Source organism: Microbacterium sp. NPDC058342 (genome assembly GCF_042723935.1).
Taxonomy (GTDB): domain Bacteria; phylum Actinomycetota; class Actinomycetes; order Actinomycetales; family Microbacteriaceae; genus Microbacterium.
Map to the genome: position 1 here is coordinate 2,100,479 of NZ_JBHXID010000001.1, position 22,678 is coordinate 2,123,156.

The 22,678-nt window shown below is 70.5% G+C and carries 23 protein-coding genes and 1 rRNA gene; 1 reads left to right on the forward strand and 23 read right to left on the reverse strand.

Features of this window, described 5'->3' with window-relative positions; genetic code table 11:
* Positions 1–64 precede the first annotated feature (64 nt).
* The 22 genes from der to ACFWHT_RS09950 form a co-directional block, all read right to left on the reverse strand.
* Positions 65–1,585, reverse strand: a complete 1,521-nt coding sequence (der, locus tag ACFWHT_RS09845; RefSeq protein ID WP_378827796.1) for a ribosome biogenesis GTPase Der — start codon at positions 1,583–1,585, stop codon at positions 65–67.
* Positions 1,578–2,273 carry a (d)CMP kinase gene (gene cmk, locus ACFWHT_RS09850; RefSeq protein ID WP_378827797.1) on the reverse strand — a complete coding sequence of 232 codons (696 nt, stop codon included), beginning with the start codon at positions 2,271–2,273 and terminating at the stop codon, positions 1,578–1,580. Before cmk ends, der begins: the two co-directional genes overlap by 8 nt.
* Positions 2,266–3,378 carry a prephenate dehydrogenase gene (locus ACFWHT_RS09855; RefSeq protein ID WP_378827799.1) on the reverse strand — a complete coding sequence of 371 codons (1,113 nt, stop codon included), beginning with the start codon at positions 3,376–3,378 and terminating at the stop codon, positions 2,266–2,268. Before ACFWHT_RS09855 ends, cmk begins: the two co-directional genes overlap by 8 nt.
* On the reverse strand, positions 3,375–4,181 hold the full coding sequence (locus ACFWHT_RS09860) for a pseudouridine synthase (RefSeq protein ID WP_378827801.1): 807 nt from the start codon (positions 4,179–4,181) through the stop codon (positions 3,375–3,377). The genes ACFWHT_RS09855 and ACFWHT_RS09860 overlap by 4 nt, the downstream gene beginning before the upstream one ends.
* On the reverse strand, positions 4,178–4,768 hold the full coding sequence (gene scpB, locus ACFWHT_RS09865) for an SMC-Scp complex subunit ScpB (RefSeq protein ID WP_378827803.1): 591 nt from the start codon (positions 4,766–4,768) through the stop codon (positions 4,178–4,180). The genes ACFWHT_RS09860 and scpB overlap by 4 nt, the downstream gene beginning before the upstream one ends.
* Before the next feature lie 10 nt (positions 4,769–4,778).
* A complete protein-coding gene (locus ACFWHT_RS09870; protein ID WP_378827805.1) occupies positions 4,779–5,615 on the reverse strand; it encodes a segregation and condensation protein A in 837 nt (278 codons plus the stop codon).
* Positions 5,599–6,489 (reverse strand): ParA family protein, encoded by an 891-nt coding sequence (locus ACFWHT_RS09875; RefSeq protein ID WP_378827807.1) that lies wholly within the window; start codon positions 6,487–6,489, stop codon positions 5,599–5,601. The genes ACFWHT_RS09870 and ACFWHT_RS09875 overlap by 17 nt, the downstream gene beginning before the upstream one ends.
* A 53-nt stretch (positions 6,490–6,542) precedes the next feature.
* A complete protein-coding gene (locus tag ACFWHT_RS09880) occupies positions 6,543–7,289 on the reverse strand; it encodes a gamma-glutamyl-gamma-aminobutyrate hydrolase family protein (RefSeq protein WP_378827809.1) in 747 nt (248 codons plus the stop codon).
* Entirely contained in the window at positions 7,282–8,061 is a 780-nt protein-coding gene (locus tag ACFWHT_RS09885) for a 3-oxoacyl-ACP reductase (RefSeq protein WP_378827811.1), read from the reverse strand. Before ACFWHT_RS09885 ends, ACFWHT_RS09880 begins: the two co-directional genes overlap by 8 nt.
* 25 nt (positions 8,062–8,086) lie before the next feature.
* Positions 8,087–9,481 carry an aldehyde dehydrogenase family protein gene (locus tag ACFWHT_RS09890; protein WP_378827813.1) on the reverse strand — a complete coding sequence of 465 codons (1,395 nt, stop codon included), beginning with the start codon at positions 9,479–9,481 and terminating at the stop codon, positions 8,087–8,089.
* 2 nt (positions 9,482–9,483) lie between these two features.
* On the reverse strand, positions 9,484–10,872 hold the full coding sequence (locus tag ACFWHT_RS09895) for a glutamine synthetase family protein (RefSeq protein WP_378827815.1): 1,389 nt from the start codon (positions 10,870–10,872) through the stop codon (positions 9,484–9,486).
* A complete protein-coding gene (locus ACFWHT_RS09900; RefSeq protein WP_378827817.1) occupies positions 10,869–11,579 on the reverse strand; it encodes a FadR/GntR family transcriptional regulator in 711 nt (236 codons plus the stop codon). Before ACFWHT_RS09900 ends, ACFWHT_RS09895 begins: the two co-directional genes overlap by 4 nt.
* A 2-nt stretch (positions 11,580–11,581) precedes the next feature.
* Positions 11,582–13,126, reverse strand: coding sequence for an amino acid permease (locus ACFWHT_RS09905; RefSeq protein WP_378827819.1), 1,545 nt, complete (start codon positions 13,124–13,126; stop codon positions 11,582–11,584).
* Positions 13,127–13,224: 98 nt separating this feature from the next.
* Positions 13,225–14,127 (reverse strand): site-specific tyrosine recombinase XerD, encoded by a 903-nt coding sequence (xerD, locus tag ACFWHT_RS09910; RefSeq protein ID WP_378827821.1) that lies wholly within the window; start codon positions 14,125–14,127, stop codon positions 13,225–13,227.
* A 2-nt stretch (positions 14,128–14,129) separates the two neighbouring features.
* Positions 14,130–14,720, reverse strand: coding sequence for an NUDIX domain-containing protein (locus ACFWHT_RS09915; RefSeq protein ID WP_378827824.1), 591 nt, complete (start codon positions 14,718–14,720; stop codon positions 14,130–14,132).
* Positions 14,707–16,398, reverse strand: a complete 1,692-nt coding sequence (locus ACFWHT_RS09920) for a CTP synthase (protein WP_378827826.1) — start codon at positions 16,396–16,398, stop codon at positions 14,707–14,709. Before ACFWHT_RS09920 ends, ACFWHT_RS09915 begins: the two co-directional genes overlap by 14 nt.
* Before the next feature lie 17 nt (positions 16,399–16,415).
* Positions 16,416–18,104, reverse strand: a complete 1,689-nt coding sequence (gene recN, locus ACFWHT_RS09925; RefSeq protein ID WP_378827827.1) for a DNA repair protein RecN — start codon at positions 18,102–18,104, stop codon at positions 16,416–16,418.
* Positions 18,101–19,006, reverse strand: a complete 906-nt coding sequence (locus tag ACFWHT_RS09930; protein ID WP_378827829.1) for an NAD kinase — start codon at positions 19,004–19,006, stop codon at positions 18,101–18,103. Before ACFWHT_RS09930 ends, recN begins: the two co-directional genes overlap by 4 nt.
* The gene (locus tag ACFWHT_RS09935; RefSeq protein ID WP_378827831.1) at positions 19,003–19,800 is read right to left on the reverse strand and encodes a TlyA family RNA methyltransferase; all 798 of its coding nucleotides are present in this window, start codon (positions 19,798–19,800) and stop codon (positions 19,003–19,005) included. The genes ACFWHT_RS09930 and ACFWHT_RS09935 overlap by 4 nt, the downstream gene beginning before the upstream one ends.
* Complete coding sequence (locus ACFWHT_RS09940) at positions 19,797–19,973, reverse strand: hypothetical protein (RefSeq protein ID WP_378827833.1); 177 nt, start codon at positions 19,971–19,973, stop codon at positions 19,797–19,799. Before ACFWHT_RS09940 ends, ACFWHT_RS09935 begins: the two co-directional genes overlap by 4 nt.
* A 43-nt stretch (positions 19,974–20,016) precedes the next feature.
* Positions 20,017–21,054 carry an HAD-IIA family hydrolase gene (locus ACFWHT_RS09945; protein ID WP_378827835.1) on the reverse strand — a complete coding sequence of 346 codons (1,038 nt, stop codon included), beginning with the start codon at positions 21,052–21,054 and terminating at the stop codon, positions 20,017–20,019.
* A complete protein-coding gene (locus tag ACFWHT_RS09950; RefSeq protein WP_378827837.1) occupies positions 21,054–21,773 on the reverse strand; it encodes a hypothetical protein in 720 nt (239 codons plus the stop codon). The genes ACFWHT_RS09945 and ACFWHT_RS09950 overlap by 1 nt, the downstream gene beginning before the upstream one ends.
* A 15-nt stretch (positions 21,774–21,788) precedes the next feature.
* Here ACFWHT_RS09950 and ACFWHT_RS09955 point away from each other — a divergent pair, with 15 nt between their 5' ends.
* The gene (locus ACFWHT_RS09955; protein ID WP_378827838.1) at positions 21,789–22,541 is read left to right on the forward strand and encodes a hypothetical protein; all 753 of its coding nucleotides are present in this window, start codon (positions 21,789–21,791) and stop codon (positions 22,539–22,541) included.
* Positions 22,542–22,587: 46 nt separating this feature from the next.
* Here ACFWHT_RS09955 and rrf read toward each other — a convergent pair.
* Positions 22,588–22,678 (reverse strand): 5S ribosomal RNA (gene rrf / locus ACFWHT_RS09960); the annotation flags it as partial.

The window sequence follows — 22,678 nt, forward strand, 5'->3', positions numbered from 1 at the left end:
TGCAGCGGATGCCGCGGAGTTGCGGCATCCGCTCCCCATTATCCCCGGGAGGAGCCGCCGGACGCTAGCGCTGCCGCCGCTCCCTGACCCGCATGTTGATCACGATCGGCGTTCCCTCGAACGCGTACAGCTCGCGCAGGCGTCGCTGGATGAACCGGCGGTACCCGGGGTCGAGGAAGCCCGTCGTGAAGAGCACGAATGTCGGCGGGCGCGTCGATGCCTGCGTGCCGAACAGCACGCGCGGCTGCTTGCCGCCGCGAAGCGGGTGCGGGTGCGCCGCCACGAGCTCGGTGAGGAACGCGTTGAACTTGCCGGTCGGGATGCGCCGGTCCCAGTTCTCCAGCGCGCGCTCCAGCGCGGGCACCAGCTTGTCGAAGTGCCAGCCGGTCTTCGCCGAGATGTTCACCCGCGGCGCCCAGGCCACGTGCGCGAGGTCCTGCTCGATCTCGCGCTCGAGGTAGCGGCGCCGGTCGGCGTTCTCCAGGTCGTCGTCCGACAGCCGGTCCCACTTGTTGAACGCGAGCACGAGCGCGCGCCCCGACTCCAGCACCATGTCGATGATGTTCAGGTCCTGCACGCTGATCGACTGGCTCACGTCGAGCACGACGATGGCGACCTCGGCCTTCTCCAGCGCGGCGGAGGTGCGCAGCGACGCGTAGAAGTCGGCGCCCTGCTGCAGGTGCACCCGGCGGCGGATGCCCGCCGTGTCGACCAGGCGCCACATCTTGCCGCCCAGCTCGACGATCTCGTCCACCGGGTCGCGGGTCGTGCCGGCCAGGTCGTTGACGACGACGCGCTCCTCCTTGGCCGCCTTGTTCAGCAGCGAGGACTTCCCCACGTTCGGGCGCCCGAGGATCGCGACCCGACGCGGCCCGCCGATCTCGGCCTTGGCGACCGCCGACACGTCCGGCAGCTTCTCCATGACGAGGTCGAGCAGGTCGGCGACGCCGCGGCCGTGGATCGCCGAGACGGGGTGGGGCTCGCCGAGACCGAGGTTCCACAGAGCCGCCGCCTCGGGCTCCTGGCGCGGGTCGTCGATCTTGTTCGCGACGAGGAACACCGGCTTGCCGCTCTTGCGCAGCAGCTTCACCACGTACTCGTCGGTCGACGTCGCACCGACCTTCGCGTCGACCACGAAGAGCACCATGTCGGCGAGGTCGATCGCGACCTCGGCCTGGGCCGCCACCGAGCGGTCGATGCCCTTGGCATCCGGCTCCCACCCTCCGGTGTCCACGAGCGAGAACCGGCGGTCCATCCACTCGGCCTTGTACGTCACGCGGTCGCGGGTCACGCCGGGCGTGTCCTCGACGACGGCCTCGCGGCGGCCGAGGATGCGGTTCACCAGCGCGGACTTGCCCACGTTCGGGCGTCCGACGATCGCGACCACCGGCAGCGCCGGCATGTACTCGATGCCGTCCTCTCCGCGGGTGACGCCCTCGAGCAGGTGGGCGTCGTCCTCGTCGAGGTCGTAGTCGGCGAGGGTGGCGCGCATGAGGTCGGCGCGCTGCTCGGCGAGCTGCTCGTCGATGTCGGCCATCTTCTCGGCGAGGTCGTCGGGTCCGCCGACGTACTCTTCATCAGCCATGGGTGGGCTCCTTCTCTGCATCGCGGCGGCGCTGGATCACGGCGAGCACGGCGTCGATGGTCTGCATGAAATCAAGGTGGGTCGAGTCGACGACGTCGACCCCGGGCGCGGCGTTGAGGAAGTCGACGACGTTGCTGTCCGAGGCGTCCCGCTTGTGCAGCGCCTCGGCGACGGCGGCCGCGTCCTGTCCGGCCAGTTCGCCGGCTCTGCGCGCCGCACGCACCTCGGGTGCGGCGGTCAGCAGGATGCGCACGGGTGCGTCCGGCGCGACGACGGTGGTGATGTCACGGCCCTCCACGACGACGGCCGGACGGTCCGCCTCCGCGACCATCCGGCGGAACATCTCGTTGACCTGCGCGCGCACCTCCGGCACGCGTGCCACGCCGCTGACCGCGCCCGAGACCCGGGGGTCGCGGATCGCGTCGGTCACCTCGACGTCGCCGACCAGCACGCGCCGGTCGTCGGGGTCCAGCCGCAGGTCCAGCGGGAAGTCGGATGCCGCGTCGCGCACCGCATCGGCGTCGGCCGTGTCGGCTCCGCGCTCGAGCACGTGCCACGCGAGCGCGCGGTAAGCCGCACCCGTGTCGAGGTAGCCGTAGCCCCGTCGGCGTGCGATCTCCTTCGAGACGCTCGACTTGCCGGATCCGGCCGGCCCGTCGATCGCGATGAACTTGCGCGCCTCAGTCATTGGTGTTCCCCGCAATCCGCCAGCCTCGTGCTTCCAGTCCTTCGACGGCGCCGCGCAGCGCGGGCGGTGCCACGCTGATGTCGGCGAGGCCGAACTGCGCGCCCGGAGAGTGCTCCAGGCGCAGGTCCTCGACGTTGACGCCCAGCTCGCCCAGCTCGCCGAACAGGCGGGCGAGCTGTCCCGGGGTGTCGTCGACCATGACGACGAGCTGCTCGAACCGCCGGTTCTGACCGTGCTTGCCCGGAAGACGATCCACGCCCTCGTTGCCCTGTCTGATGGCATCCGCCACCGCCCGGCGCGCTCCCGGCGCGTCCGGGGTGCGCAGGGCGTCGGAGACCGTACGCAGATCGGATGCCAGGGCGTCGAGCACCTCGACGACCGGCGCGGCGTTGGCGCTGAGGATCTGCACCCACAGCTCGGGCGCGGAGGCGGCGATTCGCGTCGTGTCGCGCACGCCCTGGCCGGCCAGCTGCAGAGCATCCTCGTCGGCGGCCGCCAGGCGCGCGGCCAGCAGGCTCGCCACGACCTGCGGCACGTGCGAGGTCAGCGCGACCGAGCGATCGTGCTCCTGCGGGGTCATCTCCAGCGGCATCGCGCCCACGTCCAGCGCCAGCGCCTCCACGAGCGCGAGATCGGCGGCGCGGGTCTCGTCGTCGCGGCACACCACCCACGGCCGCCCCACGAACAGGTCGGCGCGGGCGGAGATCGCCCCGCCGCGCTCACGGCCGGCGAGAGGATGCGAGCCGATGTAACGGGTGAGGTCCATGCCGCGACGGCGCAGTTCGTCGAAGGGCTGCAGCTTCACGCTCGCCACATCGGTGACCACCGCGTCGGGGAAGGCCTTCAGCTCGGCCTGGATGACGTCGGCCGTCACATCCGGCGGCACGGCGACGACGACCAGGCGCGGGCGGTCCTCGGGACGGGCGGCGCGGCCGGCCCCGTAGTCGATCGCGAGCCGCAGCTGCGAGGGCGAGGCATCCGCGAGGACGACGTCGACGTCCTTCACCCGCAGTGCGTGCCCGATGCTGGACCCGAGCAGCCCCGCGCCGACGATGCGCACGGTCCCGGTCACGCGCGCAACGCGTGCGGTGGTGGAATCGCTCACTCGGTCTCCTGCGGGTCATCGTCTCCCGCGGCGGCAGGGGAATCCTGGCGCGCGAGAGTCAGCAGTGCGCCGCGTTCGATTTTAGTCAGCTCGCGTGCCCTCCCGACCGGGAGAGTTCCCAGGTGCAGCGGGCCGAACTGCCGGCGCACCAGTTCCTCGACCGGATGCCCGACCGCCGCCATCATCCGGCGGACGATCCGGTTGCGTCCCGAATGCAGGGTCAGCTCCACCAGGCTCGATCCGCGCGACGAGTCCAGCAGCCGCGCCTTGTCGGCCCGGATCGGTCCGTCCTCCAGCTCTAGGCCCCGGGTCAGTTTCGCGATGGTCTGCGCCGTCACCGCGCCCGAGACCTTCGCGATGTAGACCTTGGTGACCCCGAACGAGGGGTGCGCGAGCACGTGCGCGAGATCGCCGTCGTTGGTGAGGATGAGCAGGCCGCTGGTCTCCGCATCCAGCCGGCCCACGTTGTAGAGCCGCTCCTCCCACTCCTTCGTGAAGCGGCGCAGGTCCGGGCGTCCCTTCTCATCGCGCATGGTGCTCACGATGCCGGTGGGCTTGTTGAGCATGACGTAGCGCTTCGAGACGTCGAGCTGCACGGCCGTCCCGTCGACGTCGATGAGGTCGGTCTCGGGATCGATGCGCCTGCCCAGCTCCGTGACCGTCTCGCCGTTGACCCGGATCCGGCCCTCGACGATGTACTGCTCGATCACCCGGCGCGAGGCCACGCCGGCGTTCCCCAGCGCCTTCTGCAGGCGCACGCCGCCGGCATCCGGTTTCTGCGGACCACCCATCGGATCACTCATCGGATCACTCCCTCATCGAAGCCCTCGGCACCGTCTTCCAGCAGCGGAGAGATCGGGGGCAGCTCGTCGATCGAGTTGATCCCCAGGTGCTCCAGCAGCTGGTCGGTCGTGCCGTAGTTGATCGCGCCGGTCTCGGCGTCGGCGAACAGCTCGGTGATGAGGCCGCGCGACAGCAGCGTGCGAACGACCGAGTCCACGTTCACGGCCCGGATCGATGCGACCTGCCCACGAGTGACCGGCTGCTTGTACGCGATGACCGCGAGCGTCTCCAGCGCGGCCTGCGACAGGCGGGCGGGCGCCTGCCCGCCCACGAAGTCCGCCACCAGGTCGTCGTGGTCCTCGCGCACGTACAGCCGCCAACCTCCGCCGACCTCGCGCAGCTCGAAGCCGCGCCGCGGCCCCGGGCCCCGTCCGTCGTAGTCCTCGGCAAGCGTCTCGAGCACCTGCCGCACCGCCGGCACGGGCGCATGCACGGCGGCGGCGAGCGCTACCAGGGCGATCGGCTCGTCGACGATCAGCAGGATCGCCTCGACGCGCTCCGTCAGCGGCGTCTCGAGAGTCGTCTCGAGAACGGCATCCTCACTCATCCGAACATCCTCATCTGTCATAGTCCGCCCCCAGGGTCGCCAGCTGCTCATCGGACCAGTTCTCGGCCGACCAGCGCAGGGTCAGCTCGCCCAGCGGCTCCAGCTGCTCGAACGACAGCGCGGCGTGCCGGTACAGCTCGAGCACCGAGATGAAGCGCGCCACGACGATGCCGGGTTCGCTCACCCCGCTCACCAGCTCGCGGAAGGTCAGCGATTCCGTGCTGCGCAGCAGCGTCACCACGACCGCCGCCTGCTCCCGGATGCTCACCAGCGGCGCGTGCAGGTGATCCAGTCCCACCGAGGGGATCTCCCGGGGCGCGAACGCCAGCAGCGCCAGCGCGGCGAAGTCGTCGGCCGTGAGCGACCAGACCAGCTCGGGCGTCTTGCGGCGATGCTTCTCGTCGAGCGGCACGGCTCGCACGTGCCGGCGGTCCTCGCGCTGCAGGCAGCGCGCGAACCAGGCCGAGACCTCCTTGAACGCGCGGTACTGCAGCAGACGAGCGAAGAGCAGATCGCGGGCCTCGAGCAGGGCGACCGCCTCGGCGTCCACCAGTTCGCCCTGGGGAAGAAGACCCGCGACCTTCATGTCGAGCAGGGTCGCCGCCACGACGAGGAACTCCGAGGCCTGGTCGAGCTCCTCATCGCCCTCCAGCTCGCGCAGGTACGAGATGAACTCGTTGGTCACCCGGCTCAGCGACACCTCGGTGATGTCGAGCTCGTGCTGGGAGATCAGATTCAGCAGCAGGTCGAACGGCCCGTCGAAGTTCGACAGCGAGACGCGGAACCCCGTGGTCTCCCCGGTGGGAGCGGATGCGACGTCGGGCAGGTCCTCAGGCGACGGCGCCACGGGCGACCAGCTCCCGCGCCAGTCGCAGGTATGCCTGGGCGGCTGCGTGCTCCGGCGCGAACTCGGTGATGGGCACACCCGACACCGAGGCGTCGGGGAACTTCACGGTGCGGCCGATCACGGTCTCCAGCACATCGTCGCCGAAGGCCTCGACGACCCGCTCCAACACCTCGCGGGAGTGCAGGGTGCGCGGGTCGTACATGGTCGCGAGCAGGCCGTCCAGGGTGATCGACGGGTTCAGCCGGTCGCGCACCTTGTCGATCGTCTCGATGAGCAGCGCCACACCGCGCAGTGCGAAGAACTCGCACTCCAGCGGGATCAGCACGCCGTGCGCGGCGGTCAGCGCGTTCACCGTCAGCAGGCCCAGCGAGGGCTGGCAGTCGATGAGGATGACGTCGTACTCCCCCGCCACGTGGCGCAGTACGCGCGACAGGATCGTCTCGCGGGCGACCTCGTTGACGAGGTGCACCTCGGCGGCGGACAGGTCGATGTTGGCGGGCAGCACGTCGAGGTTCTCGACCGACGAGCGCACGATCGCGTCGCGCGGGTCGCGCTTGGTGTCCAGCAGCAGGTCGTACACCGTCGGCACCTCGTGCGTCGGGATGCCGAGGCCCGCCGACAGCGCGCCCTGCGGGTCGAAGTCGACCGCGAGCACCCTGCGCCCGTACTCGGCGAGCGCGGCAGCCAGGTTGATCGAGGTCGTCGTCTTACCGACGCCGCCCTTCTGGTTGCACAGCGCGATGATCCGGGCGGGGCCGTGCGACGCCAGCGGCTCGGGCGTCGCGAACCCCTGATAGGGACGGCCGGTCGGACCGATGGGGGTGCCGTCCCCCTTCGTCGCCTTCGACCCGGACTTCGTCGCCTTCTCCGCCACCAGTGCTCCTGCTCCTTCGTGCTTGCTCGATTGTAGCGGCAGGGCGGGCCGGCTCAGCCCCGGCGCGCGGCGCGCTCCCGTGCTGCGGCGACGAGTCCGTCGAACACGCCGGAGTCCGCGGCCGTCTCGGGATGCCACTGCACACCGACCGCGAACCGGTCGCCGTCGGCCTCCATCGCCTGCGCGACGCCGTCGCCGTCCCTGGCGACGATGCGGTAGCCCGGATGCTCGTCGACCGCCTGGTGATGGTGGCTGGGCACGGTGACCGCCGGAGCGATCAGCTCGGCGACCCTGCCCTCACCGTCGACGGTGACCTCGGTGCTGCTGTAGCCGGCGGGCGCTCCGCCGTGACCGGCGTGTCCGACGAGGTCGGGCAGGTGCTGCACGAGCGTCCCGCCCGCCGCGACCGCCATCATCTGCATCCCGCGGCAGATGCCGAGCACCGGCAGCGCGAGCTCCTCGGCCTCGGCGAGCAGTCGCAGCTCCCAGGCATCCCGATCGTCGTACCAGACCGTCACCTGCGGATGGGGGTCCTGGCCGTAGCGCGCGGGGTTGATGTCGGCGCCGCCCGCGATCAGCAGCCCGTCGATGCGGCCGACCGCCACGCGCGCCCCGTCGGGCCAGGCGAGCGGGGGAAGCAGCACGGGCACGCCGCCGGCCCGTTCTACCGACATGGCGTAGTCGGCCGGGAGCAGGTCCGCGGGGATGTGCCGCCAATCACCCCAGTGCGCCTGCTGCCGGTAGGTCGAGATGCCGATGACGGGCGCGGAGCCCTGCGCCCCGGTGCCGAGGTCAGTCAAAGTCGCTCTCCAGCGGTGTCACGTACGCGTTGGACAGCCCGCCGTCGACGAGGAAGTCCATCGCGGTGATGAAGCTGGACTCGTCGCTGCCGAGGAACGCGACGGCGTTGGCGATCTCCTCGGGTTCGGCGAAGCGCCCCATCGGCACGTGCACGAGGCGGCGCGCGGCACGCTCCGGGTCCTTCGCGAACAACTCCTGCAGCAGCGGGGTGTTGACCGGTCCGGGGCACAGGGCGTTGACCCGGATGCCCTTGCGCGCGAACTGCACGCCCAGCTCGCGGGTCATCGCGAGCACCCCGCCCTTCGACGCCGTGTACGAGATCTGCGACGTCGCGGCGCCCATGATCGCCACGAAGGAGGCGGTGTTGATGATCGAGCCCTTGCCCTGCTCGAGCATGTAGGGAAGCACCGCCTTGCAGCAGTGGTAGACGCTGGTGAGGTTGACGTCCTGCACCAGGTTCCACGCGTCGATGCCGGTCTTCAGGATCGAATCGTCGGATGCCGGGGAGATGCCCGCGTTGTTGAAGGCGATGTCGATATGGCCGTAGGTGTCGTGCGCCACCCGGAAGAGGTTCTCCACCTGCGCCTGATCGGTGACGTCCACCGTCACGAACGTGCCGCCGAGCTCGTCGGTGATACGGGGGCCGTTCGCCTCGTCGAGGTCGCCGATGACGACCTTCGCCCCCTCCGCGACGAACTTCCGTGCCGTCGCGAGGCCGATTCCGCTGCATCCGCCGGTGATGACGCCGACCTTGCCCTCGAGCTTTCCCATCCTGTGTCCCTCGTGTCTTTCGTGATCAGTTCTCGGTCGAGATGAAGACGTTCTTCACCTCGGAGAAGGAGTCGGGCGCATCCGGGCCGAGCTCGCGGCCGAGGCCCGACTGCTTGAACCCTCCGAAGGGCGTCCAGTAGCGCACCGAGGAGTGCGAGTTGACCGAGAGGTTGCCGCTCTCCACCCCTCTCGCCACGCGCAGCGCGCGTCCGACGTCGCGGGTGAAGATCGAGCCGGACAGACCGTACTCGGTGTCGTTGGCCTTGGCGACGGCATCCGCCTCGTCGGTGAACGGCATGACCGCCAGCACCGGCCCGAACAGCTCCTGCGACCACACCGGGTCGGCCGCGTCGCGCGGCATGACGACGGTGGGTGCGAGCCAGTAGCCGCTGGACGCGTCCGGCGCGTGGCCGCGGAACGCCACGTCGGCGCCGGACAGGGCGGCGGCGACCGAGTCGCGCTGCCGGGCGGAGATGAGCGGCCCCATCTCGGCGTCCTGCGCCGCCGGGTCCTTCACCCGGAACGACTCCACGGCCGGCTGCAGCAGCTCGAGGAAGCGATCGTACACGCTCTGCTGCACGAGGATGCGTGAGCGCGCGCAGCAGTCCTGACCGGCGTTGTCCAGCCCCGCACCGGGGGCGGACGCCGCCGCGCGCTCGAGATCGGCGTCCTCGAAGACGATGTTCGCGTTCTTGCCGCCCAGCTCCAGCGTCAGGCGCTTCACCTGGTCGGCACACCCGCGCATGATGCCCTTGCCGACCTCGGTGGAGCCGGTGAAGCACACCTTGCGCACCAGCGGATGCGTGACGAAACGGTCGCCGACGACGCTGCCCTTGCCCGGTATGACGGTGAACACCCCCTCGGGGATGCCGGCCTCGAGGGCGAGCTCCCCCAGGCGCAGCGCGGTGAGCGGCGTCAGCTCGGCGGGCTTGAGGACCACGGTGTTGCCCGCGGCGAGCGCGGGCCCGAACCCCCAGCCGGCGATCGGCATGGGGAAGTTCCACGGGACGATGATCCCGACCACGCCGAGCGGTTCGTGGAAGGTGATGTCCACGCCGCCGGGCACGGGGATCTGCCGACCGAAATGCCGTTCGGGAGCGGCGCTGTAGTAGTTCAGCACGTCGCGGACGTTGCCGGCCTCCCAGCGCGCGTTGCCGATGGTGTGGCCGGAACCGGCGACCTCGAGGTCGGCGAGCTCGTCGATGTGCGCGTCGACCGCCGAGGCGAAGGACCGCAGCAGCCGGGCACGTTCGGCCGGTGCGATCGCGCGCCAGGCGGGATACGCGCGGTGGGCGCGCTCGATTGCGGCGTCCGTCTCGGCGAGATCCGCCTGGGGGACCTCGCCCACGGGAGCGCCCGTGGCGGGGTTGAGCACGGTGAAGGTGCCGCCGGCGCGGAAGGTGGTGGTGGGGATCCTCATGCTCACAGCCTCTCGAATCCGCGCCGCAGTTCCCAGTCGGTGACGGCCGCGTCGAAGGCGGCGATCTCGACATCGGCGTAGTGCACGTAGTGGTCCACGACGTCCTGGCCGAACACCTCGGCGGCGATCTCCGAGCCCGCCAGCGCCTCCCTCGCGTCGCGCATGGTCGCCGGCACGGTCGGGGCTCCGGACTCGTAGGCGTTGCCGTCGGTCTGCTCCCCCAGCTCCAGCTCGTTCTCGATGCCGTACAGACCGCCGGCGAGCATCGCCGCCAGGCCCAGATAGGGGTTCATGTCGCCGCCGGGCAGCCGGTTCTCCATGCGGGCGCTGCGACCGCTGCCCACCAGACGCACCGCGGTGGTGCGGTTGTCGACGCCCCAGGCGACGGCGGTCGGGGCGAAGGAGCCCTTCACGAAGCGCTTGTAGGAGTTGATGTTGGGCGCGTAGAACAGCGTGAAGTCGCGCATGGTGGCGAGCACCCCGGCGATGAAGTGGTCGTAGACCGCGGAGCGCTGCCCGGTGGCCTCGTCCCAGAACACCAGGGAGTCGTCGTCCCTGCCTCGCAGCGACATGTGCACGTGGCAGGAGTTGCCCTCCCGCTGGTCGGGTTTGGCCATGAAGGTGATCGACTGCCCGTGCTGGCGCGCGATGTCCTTCGACGCGGTCTTGTAGTACGAGTGATTGTCGGCAGTGGTGATGACCTCGTCGTACAGGAAGGCGATCTCGTGCTGCCCGAAGTTGCACTCGCCCTTCGCGGATTCCACCGTGAGGCCCGAGGCGTACATCGTGTTGCGGATGTCACGCAGCAGCGGCTCGACGATCGAGGAGCCCAGGATCGAGTAGTCGACGTTGTACTGGTTCGCGGGGACGAGATCGCGGTAGCCCCGGTCCCAGGCCTGCTCGTACGGGGTGTTGTAGATCACGAACTCCAGCTCGGTGCCCGCCACCGCCTTCCAGCCGTGGGCGGCGGCCCGGTCGGTCTGCGCGCGCAGCATGGTGCGCGGCGACACGCGCACCGCATCGCCCGTCGTGCTCGTCAGGTCGCACTGGATCATGACGGTGCCCGGCCGGTGCGGCATCAGGCGGATGGTCGCCAGGTCGGGGACGAACTCCATGTCGCCGTACCCGCTCGCCCACGAGGCGTGGGCGTAGCCGTCGATCGTGTTCATGTCGACGTCGACGGCGAGCAGGTAGTTGCATCCCTCGGTGGCGTGCCCGAGCACGGAGTCGAGGAAGAAGCGCGCGTGCAGCAGCTTGCCCTGCAGCCGCCCCTGCATGTCGGTGAAGGCGAGCACGACCGTGTCGATCTCCCCCTCGAGGATCATGCTGCGCAGGCGGTCCACGGTGAGCATCCGGTCGTTGCGGGCGGGGACGGGGTGGATCGTGTTCATGTCAGGAGGCCCTTCAGGAGCGCCGCGGTGGCGTCGCAGTGCGCGGCCATGACCCGGCGCGCGCGGTCGGCGTCGCCGGCGAGGATCGCGTCGACGATCTCCCCGTGCTCGGCATCCGCGTGTTCGATGTTCTTCTTCAGGAATGGGATCTCGGCCAGCAGCTGGTGGATCTTCGCCTGCACGCCGCTGCAGGCATGCGCGAGTTCGTCCGAGCCGCACACCGTGCTGATCGCCAGGTGCAGCCGGGCATCCGCCTGCCGGTAGTCGGCGGGCGCGGATGCCGCGTCGACCTCGGCGAGGCTGGTCTGGAGCAGCTGCCGCTGCTCGTCGGTGAGGTCGGTGAGCGCGGCCCGGTGCGCGGCGCCGGGCTCGATCACCGAGCGGAAGATGATGACGTCGTCGATCTCGGCGCGGCGGGGCGGATGCTGGCCGGCCGGCCACACCTCGGTCGGCGGTTCGACGACGGTGCCCCCTCCGCGCCCCCGGGTCGTGGAGACGAGCCCGGCGGCGCGGAGGGCGGTGATGGCCTCCCGCAGGGTGGCGCGCGACACGTTGAGCCGCTCGGCGAGCTCGCGCTCGCCCGGCAGCTTCTCACCCACCCGGAAGATGCCGAGCTGGATGGCCGATCCGAGCTGCTCGACGCAGGATTCGAAGGCCATCTGCCCGCGCACCGGGTGCAGTGCGGCGTCCACCAGTGGGGAGTCCATGATCACTCGTCGAGCAGCTTGTCCGCGGCCTTGGTGAGGTGCTCGGCCTCGGCGTGGTTCATGAAGTCGCGCTTGCCGTAGGCGAACCACAGCACGACGCACAGGATGGCCACGACGGCAACCGCGATCGGCGCGTAGTTGAAGGTCTCGACCGTGATCGGGGTGACCGGCGGCAGGACGAACAGGATCACGATGAAGATCACCCAGACCACGGCGATCCAGCCGACCACCGCGCTCCACCGACCGAGGTTCCACGGCCCGGGTGTGAAGTCCCGGCTCAGCCGGCGCAGCAGCACCGGGGTGACGTAGCCGATGTACAGGCCGATCACCGCGATCGAGGTGACCGCCGCGTACGCCGTGCTGTTGAACAGTGCCGGGACCGTGACGAGGATCGAGAGCACCACGCACAGCCAGATCGAGTTGGTCGGGGTGCCCGTGCGCTTGTTCACCTGCGCCCACAGCCGCGCCCCGGGGATGGCGTTGTCGCGCGAGAACGCGTAGCTCATCCGCGAGTTGGCGGTGACGGATGCCATGCCGCAGAAGAACTGCGCACCGCACACGATGAACAGCAGGAACTTCGCGACGTCCGGGTTGTTCAGCGAGTCCATGAAGATCTGCGCCGGGCCCGATCCGAGATCGGTGTTGACGATCTTCGAAAGGCCCTCTTCGCTGCCGTCCTGGATCGCGGCGACGATCGTGTAGAGCAGGATCCAGCCGCCGATGATCGAGATCAGCACGCTCATCACGATGCCCTTGGGCGCGGCGACGGCGGCGTTCTTGGTCTCCTCGGCGACGTGCGCCGAGGCGTCGTAGCCCGTGTAGGTGTACTGGGCCATCAGCAGACCCATGAGGAACACGTAGGGACCGAAGCCCCAGCCCGTCTCGTTGTAGAACGTCGTGAAGGTCCAGCCGACGTCCTGGTGGCTGGTGGGCATGATCCACAGCACCGCCACGATGATCGCGACGCCGGCGATGTGCCACCAGGCGGAGACGGTCGAGAGCAGGCTGACGAGGTTCACGCCGAAGGTGTTCAGCAGACCGTGGATCACGATCAGCACCACGAACAGCAGGAAGGTGTTCAGCGCGGTGACCTCGGTGCCCCACATGAGGTTGGCGAAGGCCATCATGGTCGCGGCCGCGCCGTAGTCGATGGCCGCCGTGACGGCGACCTCGCCGAGGAAGTTGTACCAGCCGACGAACCACGCCCACTGGCGCTTGTTCTTCTTGGCCAGCCGGCCCGCCCAGAAGTACAGGCCGCCGGCGGTGGGATAGCGCGAGCACACCTCGGCCATCGCCAGCGCGACGCACAGCACGAAGACGCCGACCAGGGGCCAGCCGATGGTGATCGCGCTCGGTCCCCCCGACTTCAGCGCGATGTTGAACGAGGTGATGCACCCCGCGAGGATCGAGATGATCGAGAACGACACCGCGAAGTTCGAGAAGCCCGACATCCCGCGGTGGAGCTCCTGCTTGTAGCCGAGTTCGGCGAGGGCGGCGGCGTCATCGTCGACGTGACCGTCACCCACGGCCTTTGTGGATTCGCTCATGGAATGCTGCCTGCTTTCATTGGAGGGAGCGTGTGCAGCGATTCTGGCCCGGCCGCGTCAGCGGTGTCAATGGTCCGACTTCAAACCTTTTCTGCGGTTCAGGTGGCGCGGGGGTGCGAGGTGACGTAGATGTCGCGCAGCGTGTCCACCGACACGTGCGTGTAGATCTGGGTCGTGGCCACCGACGCGTGCCCGAGCAGCTCCTGCACGACCCGCACGTCGGCGCCGCCCTGCAGCAGGTGCGTGGCGAACGAGTGCCGCAGGGTGTGCGGCGACACCTCGGCGGTGATCTGCGCCGCCTCGGCGGCGGCCCGGATCACCAGCCACGCGCTCTGCCGCGACAGGGGGGCGCCCCGGGCGCCGAGGAACAGGCGCGCGGTCGCCCTCCCCTTCGCCGCGAGGCCGGGACGCACGCGCGTCAGGTAGGCGTCGACCGCCGCTCGGGCGTAGGAGCCCACCGGGACGATGCGCTCCTTCTCGCCCTTGCCGCGCAGGCGCAGCACATCTCCGTAGGCGAGGTCGTCGACGTCCAGCGACACCGCCTCCGACACGCGAGCGCCTGTGGCGTAGAGCAGCTCGAGCAGGGCGCGGTCCCGGATGCCGATGGGCTCGTCGGCAGAGGGCGCGGCCAGCAGCCGTTCGACCTGCTCGATGGTGAGCGCCTTGGGGAGTCTGCGTGGCGTCTTCGGCGGGCGCAGCCGCCCCGTGGGGTCATCCGGTGCGATGCCCTCCCTGGCGAGGAAGCGGTGCCAGCCGCGCACCGAGGACTGCAGCCGCGCCAGGCTCGTGGCGGCCGGCGGCGGCGTGGCTCCGGAGCGCTCGGCGATGAACGCTGAGACGATCGTCTGCGTGATGGCATCCGTCGTGCCGACGCCCTGCTCGGTCAGCCAGTCGACGTAGCCGTTGAGGTCCCGCCGGTAGGCGGCGATGCTGTGCTCGGAGAGGCCGCGCTCGATCGTGACGTGGCGCAGGTACGCGTTCAGCGCACGATCGAGCTGCACGGTCAGCCCCGGCCGGTGCGCCTCATCGAGGCCGCGAGCACGCCGATGGAGAGGATGCCGTTGTGCATCCTCCCGCCGAGCACGGCGTCGACGGCATCCGCCAGCGGCACCCACTCGACCCGGATGTCGGCCTCCTCGTCCTCGCGTGCGTGCGCGGCCTCCGCCGCCGAGATGCCCGTGGCGAGGTAGATGTGGATCATCTCGTCGTTGCCGCCGGGCGTCGTCCAGCTCGAGACCAGGTGCTCCCAGTGATCGGCGGCGATGTCCGCCTCCTCGGCGAGCTCCCGGCGTGCGGCGAGCAGCGGGTCCTCCCCGGGGATGTCGAGCAGGCCCGCCGGCAGCTCCCAGTCGCGGTGCCGGATCGGATGCCGGTACTGCTGGATCAGCAGCACCCGCTCGTGCTCGTCCAGCGCGACGACCGCGACCGCCCCGGTGTGCGCCACGTACTGACGCCGGATCTCCCCTTCGCCGTACTTCACGCGTTCGTCGAGAACGTTCCAGACAGCGCCCTCGAACCCGACGGCGCTGGAGAGTACCTCGGGCTCGAAGGGCTCGTCCTTCAGCGCCGCGGAGTCCTGATCAGGCGTCGTCATCGCCGAACAGCTCGCTGGAGCGGTGCCGCTCGATCGCGGCGCCCACGAGCCCGCGGAACAGCGGGTGCGGGGCGGTCGGACGCGAACGCAGCTCGGGGTGGGCCTGCGTCGCGATGTAGTACGGATGCACCTCGCGCGGAAGCTCCACGTACTCGACCAGGTCGAGGTCGGGATTCAGACCGGAGAACACCATGCCGGCGTCGGTGAGGCGATCGCGGTAAGCGTTGTTGACCTCGTACCGGTGGCGGTGGCGCTCGGATGCGACCTCCGCGCCGTACAGCTCGCGAGCCAGCGAGCCCTCGGCGAGAGCAGCCTCGTAGAGACCCAGACGCATGGTCCCGCCCAGGTCGCCGCCGTCGAGGATCTCGACCTGCTCGGCCATCGTGGCGATGATCGGCTCGGCCGTGCCGGGGTCGAACTCGGTCGACGAAGCGCCCTCGATGCCCGCCATGTTGCGGCCGTACTCGATGACCATGCACTGCAGCCCCAGGCAGATCCCGAGGGTGGGGATGCCCTGCTCGCGCGCGAAGCGCAGTGCACCGAGCTTGCCCTCGATCCCGCGGATGCCGAAGCCGCCGGGCACGAGGATGCCGTCGAGGTCGCCGAGCGCCTTCGCGGCCCCCTCGGGCGTCTCGCAGGTGTCGGACGCGATCCAGCGGATGTTGACCTTGGTCTCCTGCGCGAAGCCGCCGGCCTTGAGCGCCTCGGTCACCGACAGGTAGGCGTCGGGCAGGTCGATGTACTTGCCGACCAGGCCGATCGTCACCTCGTGCTTGGGGTTGTGCACGGCGTGCAGCACGGTGTTCCAGCGGGTCCAGTCGACCTCGCCCGCCCGGCCCGACAGACCCAGCTTGCCGATGATGTAGGAGTCCAGGCCCTGCTCGTTCAGGGTCGACGGGATGTCGTAGATGCTGGGGAGGTCCACGGTGTTCACCACGCCCTCGGTGTCGACATCGCACATCAGGGCGATCTTGTTGCGGTTGCTCTCGCTGACCGGCCGGTCGCTGCGCAGCACGAGCGCGTCGGGCTGGATGCCGACCTGGCGCAGCGCCGCCACCGAGTGCTGGGTCGGCTTGGTCTTCTGCTCGCCGGAGGCGCCCATGAACGGCACGAGCGAGACGTGCACGAAGAAGACGTTGCCCCGCCCGAGCTCGTGACGCAGCTGGCGGGCCGACTCCAGGAACGGCTGCGACTCGATGTCGCCGACCGTGCCGCCCACTTCGGTGATGATCACATCGGGACGGGGCTCCTCGGTGGCCTGCAGCCGCATGCGGCGCTTGATCTCGTCGGTGATGTGCGGGATGACCTGCACGGTCGCCCCCAGGTAGTCGCCGCGGCGCTCCTTGGCGATGACCTGCGAGTAGATCTGCCCGGTCGTGACGTTCGCGGCCTTCGACAGCTCGATGCCGAGGAAGCGCTCGTAGTGCCCGATGTCGAGGTCGGTCTCGGCGCCGTCGTCGGTGACGAAGACCTCGCCGTGCTCGAACGGGTTCATGGTGCCCGGGTCGACGTTCAGATACGGGTCGAGCTTCTGCATCACCACGCGCAGTCCGCGCGCGGTGAGGAGGTTGCCCAGGCTCGCCGCGGTGAGTCCCTTGCCCAACGACGAAACGACACCGCCTGTCACGAAGATGTGCCTGGTGGTGTCGTTTTCTTGCGCCGCAACAGAAGAGTTCATCACGGGCTTCTATCCTATCAGTTCGATCCGGAGCCGAGGCTCAGGAGTTCGCGGGCGTGCGTGAGCGCGGCGTCCGAATCGGCGAGCCCCGAGAGCAGGCGGGCCATCTCGGCCTCGCGCTGCTCGCCGTCGAGCCTGGTGACGCTGGATGCGGTGACGGAGCCGTCGTTCGACTTCACGACCGAGAGGTGGTTGGTCGCGAACGCGGCGACCTGGGCGAGGTGCGTGACCGCGATGACCTGCGACGTGCGGGCGAGCTGGGACAGGCGCCTGCCCACCTCGATCGCGGCCGCGCCGCCGATGCCGGCATCCACCTCGTCGAACACGAAGGTCGGCACCGGATCGGTTCCCGCGATCACGACCTCGATCGCCAGCATCACGCGAGAGAGCTCGCCGCCCGACGCGCCGCGCGACACCGACCGCGGCTCGGCACCTGGATGCGGGGCGAGCAGGATCGCGACCTCGTCGCGACCGTGCGCGGACTCGGTGCCGGGCGACACGCGCGCCTCGAGTCTGGCGTCCGGCATCGCGAGAGCGTGCAGCTCCTCGGTGACGGCCGCGGAGAGGCGTTCAGCGGCCTCCGTGCGGGCGGCGGTGAGCGCGTCGGCGGCCGCGTCGAGCGCGGTGCGCGCCTCGCCCGCCGATTCGGTGAGGCGTTCGATGCGGTCCCCGTCGTCGTCGAGCTCGGCGAGGCGCAGCGAGCCCGTCCGCCACACCTCCAGGGCGTCGGCCAGGGAGCCGTGCTGGCGGATGAGACCGCCCAGGGCGGCCCGCCGCTCCTCGACGGCGGCGAGTTCGTGCGGACCGGCTTCGTCCAGATCCGCCAGATACGTCGAGAGCTGACCGGCGAGGTCGGCGGCGCGATAGCCGAGGTCGGCGAGCGTCTCGGCGATCTCGGCGAGCTGCGGATCGGCGGCCCTCTCCAGCGACCGGCGTGCCTCGGCGAGCAGACCCGCGACGTCGGGCTCGTCGTCCTCGGTCGACAGTGCGGCCCGGGCGACGGATGCCGCCTGGCGCAGCTCCTCGGCGTTCGCGAGCCGCTCCGCCCTCTCGTTCAGGACGAGGTCCTCCCCCGCCTCGGGTTCGAGCTGCTCGATCTCGGCGAGCTGCTCGCGCAGCTGCGCGGCCTCGGCTGCGCGCCGATCGCGGTTCTCGGTGAGCTCGGCGATCTCGGCATCCAGCTCCCGCCAGGCGGCGAAGCGCTCCGCGTACTCGTGCAGCGCGGCCGAGATGCGCTCTCCGCCGAAGCGGTCCAGAGCATCCCGCTGCGCGACCGCCGAGCGCAGGCGCAGCTGATCGGACTGGCCGTGCACGACGACGAGTTCGTCGGCGAGCGCCGAGAGCACCGATGCCGGGGCGGCGCGGCCGCCCACGCTGGCCCTGCTGCGCCCCTCGGCGCTGAGGGTGCGCGAGACGTAGAGCTCTGCGGCGTCGCCCGACGGCTCCAGCTCGCCGCCGGCGTCCGTGACGATGTCGGCGACGGGCCCTTGCGGCTCGACCACCCAGACGCCGGCCACCGATGCCTGCGCGGCGCCGGCCCGCACGGCTGAGGAGTCCGCTCGGGCGCCGAGCAGCAGCCCCAGACCGGTGACGACCATGGTCTTTCCCGCACCGGTCTCACCGGTGACGGCTGTGAATCCGGGGCCGAGCGGCAGCACGGCGTCGTCGATGACACCCAGCCCGCGGATGCGCATCTCGTCGATCATGAGGCACCCCGCCATCCCTCGACCGGCAACCGGAACTTGCGCACCAGCCGGTTCGTGAACGCGGTCGGATGCAGACGTGCGAGCCGCACCGGGTCCTCCGAGCGCCGCACGACGACCCGTGCTCCGGGGGGCAGCTCGTGCGAGCGGCGGCCGTCGCACCACAGGATGCCGGTGCCGTCCGTGCGCTCGAGCATCTCGATGGCCACGGATGCCTCGGGGCCGACCACGAGCGGCTTCGCGAACAGCGCGTGCGCCGACAGCGGCACGACGGCGATGGCCTCCACGCTGGGCCAGATCACGGGCCCGCCGGCGGAGAAGTTGTAGGCCGTGGAGCCGGTCGGCGTGGAGATGACCATGCCGTCGCATCCGAAGCTGGAGAGCGGCCGCCCGTCGATCTCGAGGACGACCTCGATCATCCTCTCGCGGCTGGCCTTCTCGACGGTGGCCTCGTTCAGCGCCCAGGTGTCGTAGACGACCGCACCCGTGGTGTCCTTGACCCGAACCGAGAGGGCGAGACGCTCCTCGACGTCGTAGTCGCGGTCGATGACGCGGCGCACCGCCGCATCCATGTCGTCGCGGTCGATCTCGGCGAGGAAGCCGACGTGCCCCATGTTGATCCCGAGCACGGGCGCCGACGACCCGCGCACCAGTTCGGCCGCGCGCAGGATGGTGCCGTCGCCGCCGAGGACGATGGCGAGCTCCAGATCCTTCGCCGCGACGTCGGTGCCGAGCAGGCTGAGCGCGGCGAAGCGCGCGTCGACGGCGGCGAGCTCTTCGCGGTCGGGCGCCGGAAGCACGGGGGTGGCGCCGGCGCCGTGCAGGGCGTCGATGACGCGCAGTGCCGCGGCGACGGTCTCCTCCCGCTTCGCATGGGCGACGACCAGGATGCAGCGCTCGTTCATCGTCCTCCTGCCAGGTGTGCGATCCGCTCCGTCCATTCTGACGGATCGCCTGTGCGTCCGGGTGCGAGGTGCACCAGGTACTCGGCGTTGCCGTGCGTGCCGAGGATCGGCGAGGGAAGGATCCCGCACGTGCCGAGCCCGGCGTCGTGCGCAGCCCACAGCACGCGCTCGACGGCATCGACGCGAAGCGCCGGACTGGTGACCAGGCCCCCTTTCACCGCCGTGCGCCCGACCTCGAACTGCGGCTTGATCAGCAGCACGACGTCACCGCCGGGTGCGACGACGTCGGCGACGGCGGGGAGCACGTGTTCCAGCGAGATGAAGGACAGATCCCCCACGACCAGGTCGGGTCGCTGCTGCTCCCCGGTGGCGTCGGCGAGGCTCTGCGCGCTCATGTGGCGGACGTTGAACCCCTCGATCGATGTCACTCCGGGGTCGGCCGCGACGGCGGGCGCGAGCTGGCCGTGACCGACGTCGACGGCGAGCACGCGTCGCGCGCCGCGTTCGCGGAGCACCTGGGTGAAGCCGCCGGTGGACGCGCCCATGTCCAGCGCCAGCCGATCCTGCACGGCGATGCCGAACCCGTCGAGACCGGAGAGCAGCTTGTGCGCGCCCCGGCTGACGTAGTGGTCGGTGCCGTCGACGCTGATCTCGGTGTCATCCGTGACAGCGGTGGCGGCCTTGGCGACGGGGACGCCGGCGACGCGCACGCGTCCTTCGGCGATCAGGGTCGCCGCGTGCGTGCGCGAGCGGGCGAGCCCGCGCGCGGCGAGGGCGGCGTCGAGTCTGGTCATCGGGGCCCCGGTGCCGCGTCGCGGACCTCGGACCTCGGTGCGCTCTCGAGGCGCTTCATCAGCTCGTCGTGGAGGGCTCCGTAGGCGTCGGCCCGGGATGCGAGGGGCTGTCCTTCGATGAGGCGCAGCCGGCTCCACAGCGCATCCGTCGGCTCGTCGCGCGTGTGCTCCATCCGACCACTGTATCCCGCAGTGGGATGCTGCGCCGGGAGACGCTCAGGGTCTGTGGAAAGGATCCGCGTAGAGCTGCTCGGGCACGCGGAAGGCGTAGATCGCCAGGCCCGTGGCCCAGATCGCCGCTGCTCCCGCGCGGAGCAGGTCGATCTGCGAGTCACCGGCGGAGATGATCTGCACGTCGGGGTTCACGACACGCACCGAGGCGGCGTTCACCGTGAAGACGCCGTCGCGCTCGACGACGTCGGGGTACGGCTCGTGAAGCTCGCGCAGGTCGCTGAGGATGTAGTCGGGCCGGGAGCCCTGCGGGGCGGCGAGGACGTGCTTGGGACGGTCGATGCCCGTGAGCACGAGGGCCGAGTCGATGCCGGCCCGCGAAGCTCCCAGGATGTCGGTGTCGAGGCGATCTCCGAGGAACAGCGCGCGCTGCGCACCGAACCGGGTGACCGCCTCCTCGAAGATCGGCGTCTCGGGCTTGCCCGCCACCGTCGACAGACGGCCGATCGCGGTGTGCACGGCCGAGACGAGGGTCCCGTTGCCGGGCGCCACGCCGCGGTCGCGCGGGATCGTCCAGTCGGTGTTGGTCGAGATCCACGGGATCCCGCCCTCGTCCTCCGGCAGCTGAAGCGCGAACGCGGCCTCGGCGAGGTCGGTCCAGGCGACCTCGGGTGCAAAACCCTGCACGACCGCGGCGGGTGCGTCCTCGGCGCTGCGGGTCACGGTGTAGCCGGCCTTCTCGGCCTCGACCACGAGGCCCTCTCCCCCGACGATCAGGATCCTCGCGGGCGGGGTCACCATCGTCGCCAGCAGGCGCATCGCGGCCTGGGGACTGGTCACCACGTCTTGGGGGGCGACCGTGAGACCGAGACTCGTCAGGTGCTCGGCGACGGAGGCATCGGTGCGAGCGGCGTTGTTGGTGATGTAGCCGAGACGCAGGCTCTCGCCGGCGCGGTTGAGACTGTCGACGGCGTGCGGCAGCGCGCCCGGGCCGGCGTAGACGACTCCGTCGAGATCGGCCAGCAGGGCGTCGCGTCCGGTGAGCGGGGTGGATGCCTGCTTCGCGCGGCGGAACAGCGCCATCAGGCCTCGGGCTCCTCGTCCTCGGCCTCGTCCTCGACCAGGCCGTCCTCGACGATCATCTCGTCGAACTGCCCGTCCATCCCGAGCGCGGATGCCGCGACCTCTGCGCGATCCGCCCAGAACGCGGCTTCGTCGGTGCGCCCGAGATCCTCGAGCACGGCGGAGCGGGCGGAGAAGAGTGCGGGGCTCCACTCGAAGGCGCGGTTCGGATCGAGTTCGGGGATCTCGAGTTCGCCGAGCGCCAGCTCGGTCTCGCCGCGGTCGAGACGCGCACCCGACATGGCGATGGCGAGGGCGACCCGGACATCCGGCGTCAGCGCGGAGCGATCGACGCCGCGTCCTTCCTCGAGTGCACGGTCGGGGCGTCCGACACCGCGCTCGCTGTCGACGATGAGGGCGATCATGTCGTCCTTGCCCGAGATGCGCCGGTGGGTGCGCAGCTCGCGCAGTGCGAGTGCGAAGTCGCCGATGCCGTAGGCCGTGATCGCGAGGGTCTCGCGCACGACCGCGATGCGGCCTGCTCGGCGGGACGCCGCCAGGGCGTGCTCGTGGGCGCGCTCGGGTTCGTCGTCGATCAGCTGCGCCGCCATCGCGAGGTGACGCGCGGTCTGCTCGGCGTTCTCCTTGCTCAGCGTCTTGAGCTCGTTGCGGGCGGACGAGTGCAGGTCCCGGGCTGTGATCTCCTCGGGCAGCGGCGGCTCCGGGATGCGCTCGCGCACCGGGGCGTACTCGTTGTGCGGACGGTCGACACCGCCGCGGGGACGGTCGCGGTACGAGGGCCGGTCGCCCTGACCACGGTCATCACGACGCGGACGATCCCCGCGGTCGCGGTCACCGTACGGACGACGCTCACCCTGAGGACGATCACGATCACCGTACGGACGGCGGGCACCCTGAGCACGATCACGATCACGGTCACCGTACGGACGACGCTCACCCTGAGGACGGTCACGGTCACCGTACGGACGGCGCTCGCCCTGAGGACGATCACGGTCACCGTACGGACGACGCTCAGCCCGAGGACGGTCACGGTCACGATCACGATCACGATCACCGTACGGACGGCGCTCGCCCTGAGGACGGTCGCGGCGGTACGGACGCTCCCCTTGCTGGCGGCCGCGATCACCGCTGCCCGAGGGGCGGCGCTCACCCGACTGCCCGCGGTCGCCATAGGGACGACGCTCGCCCTGCTGCCCGCGGTCGCCATAGGGACGACGCTCACCCTGCTGCCCGCGATCGCCATACGGACGACGCTCGCCCGACTGCCCGCGATCGCCATAGGGACGACGCTCGCCCTGCTGCCCGCGGTCGCCGCGGTAGGGACGGTCGCCCGCCTGGCGGCGGTCGCCATCCGAACGGCCGGTTCTCGACGACGAATCCGAGTAGCGCGGCTTGCGCTCCGAGCCCGAACGTCGGTCGCGCGCGCCCTCACCGTCTCGGCGGTCCCGCTGCTCTTCCGACATCCTGACTCCCTGTTTGCTTGTTAACGCAAGATGGCCACCCAACCCTGGGTGGCCATCTTACTTAAGAGAAGTCCGGCGGTGTCCTACTCTCCCACAGGGTCCCCCCTGCAGTACCATCGGCGCTGTGAGGCTTAGCTTCCGGGTTCGGAATGTGACCGGGC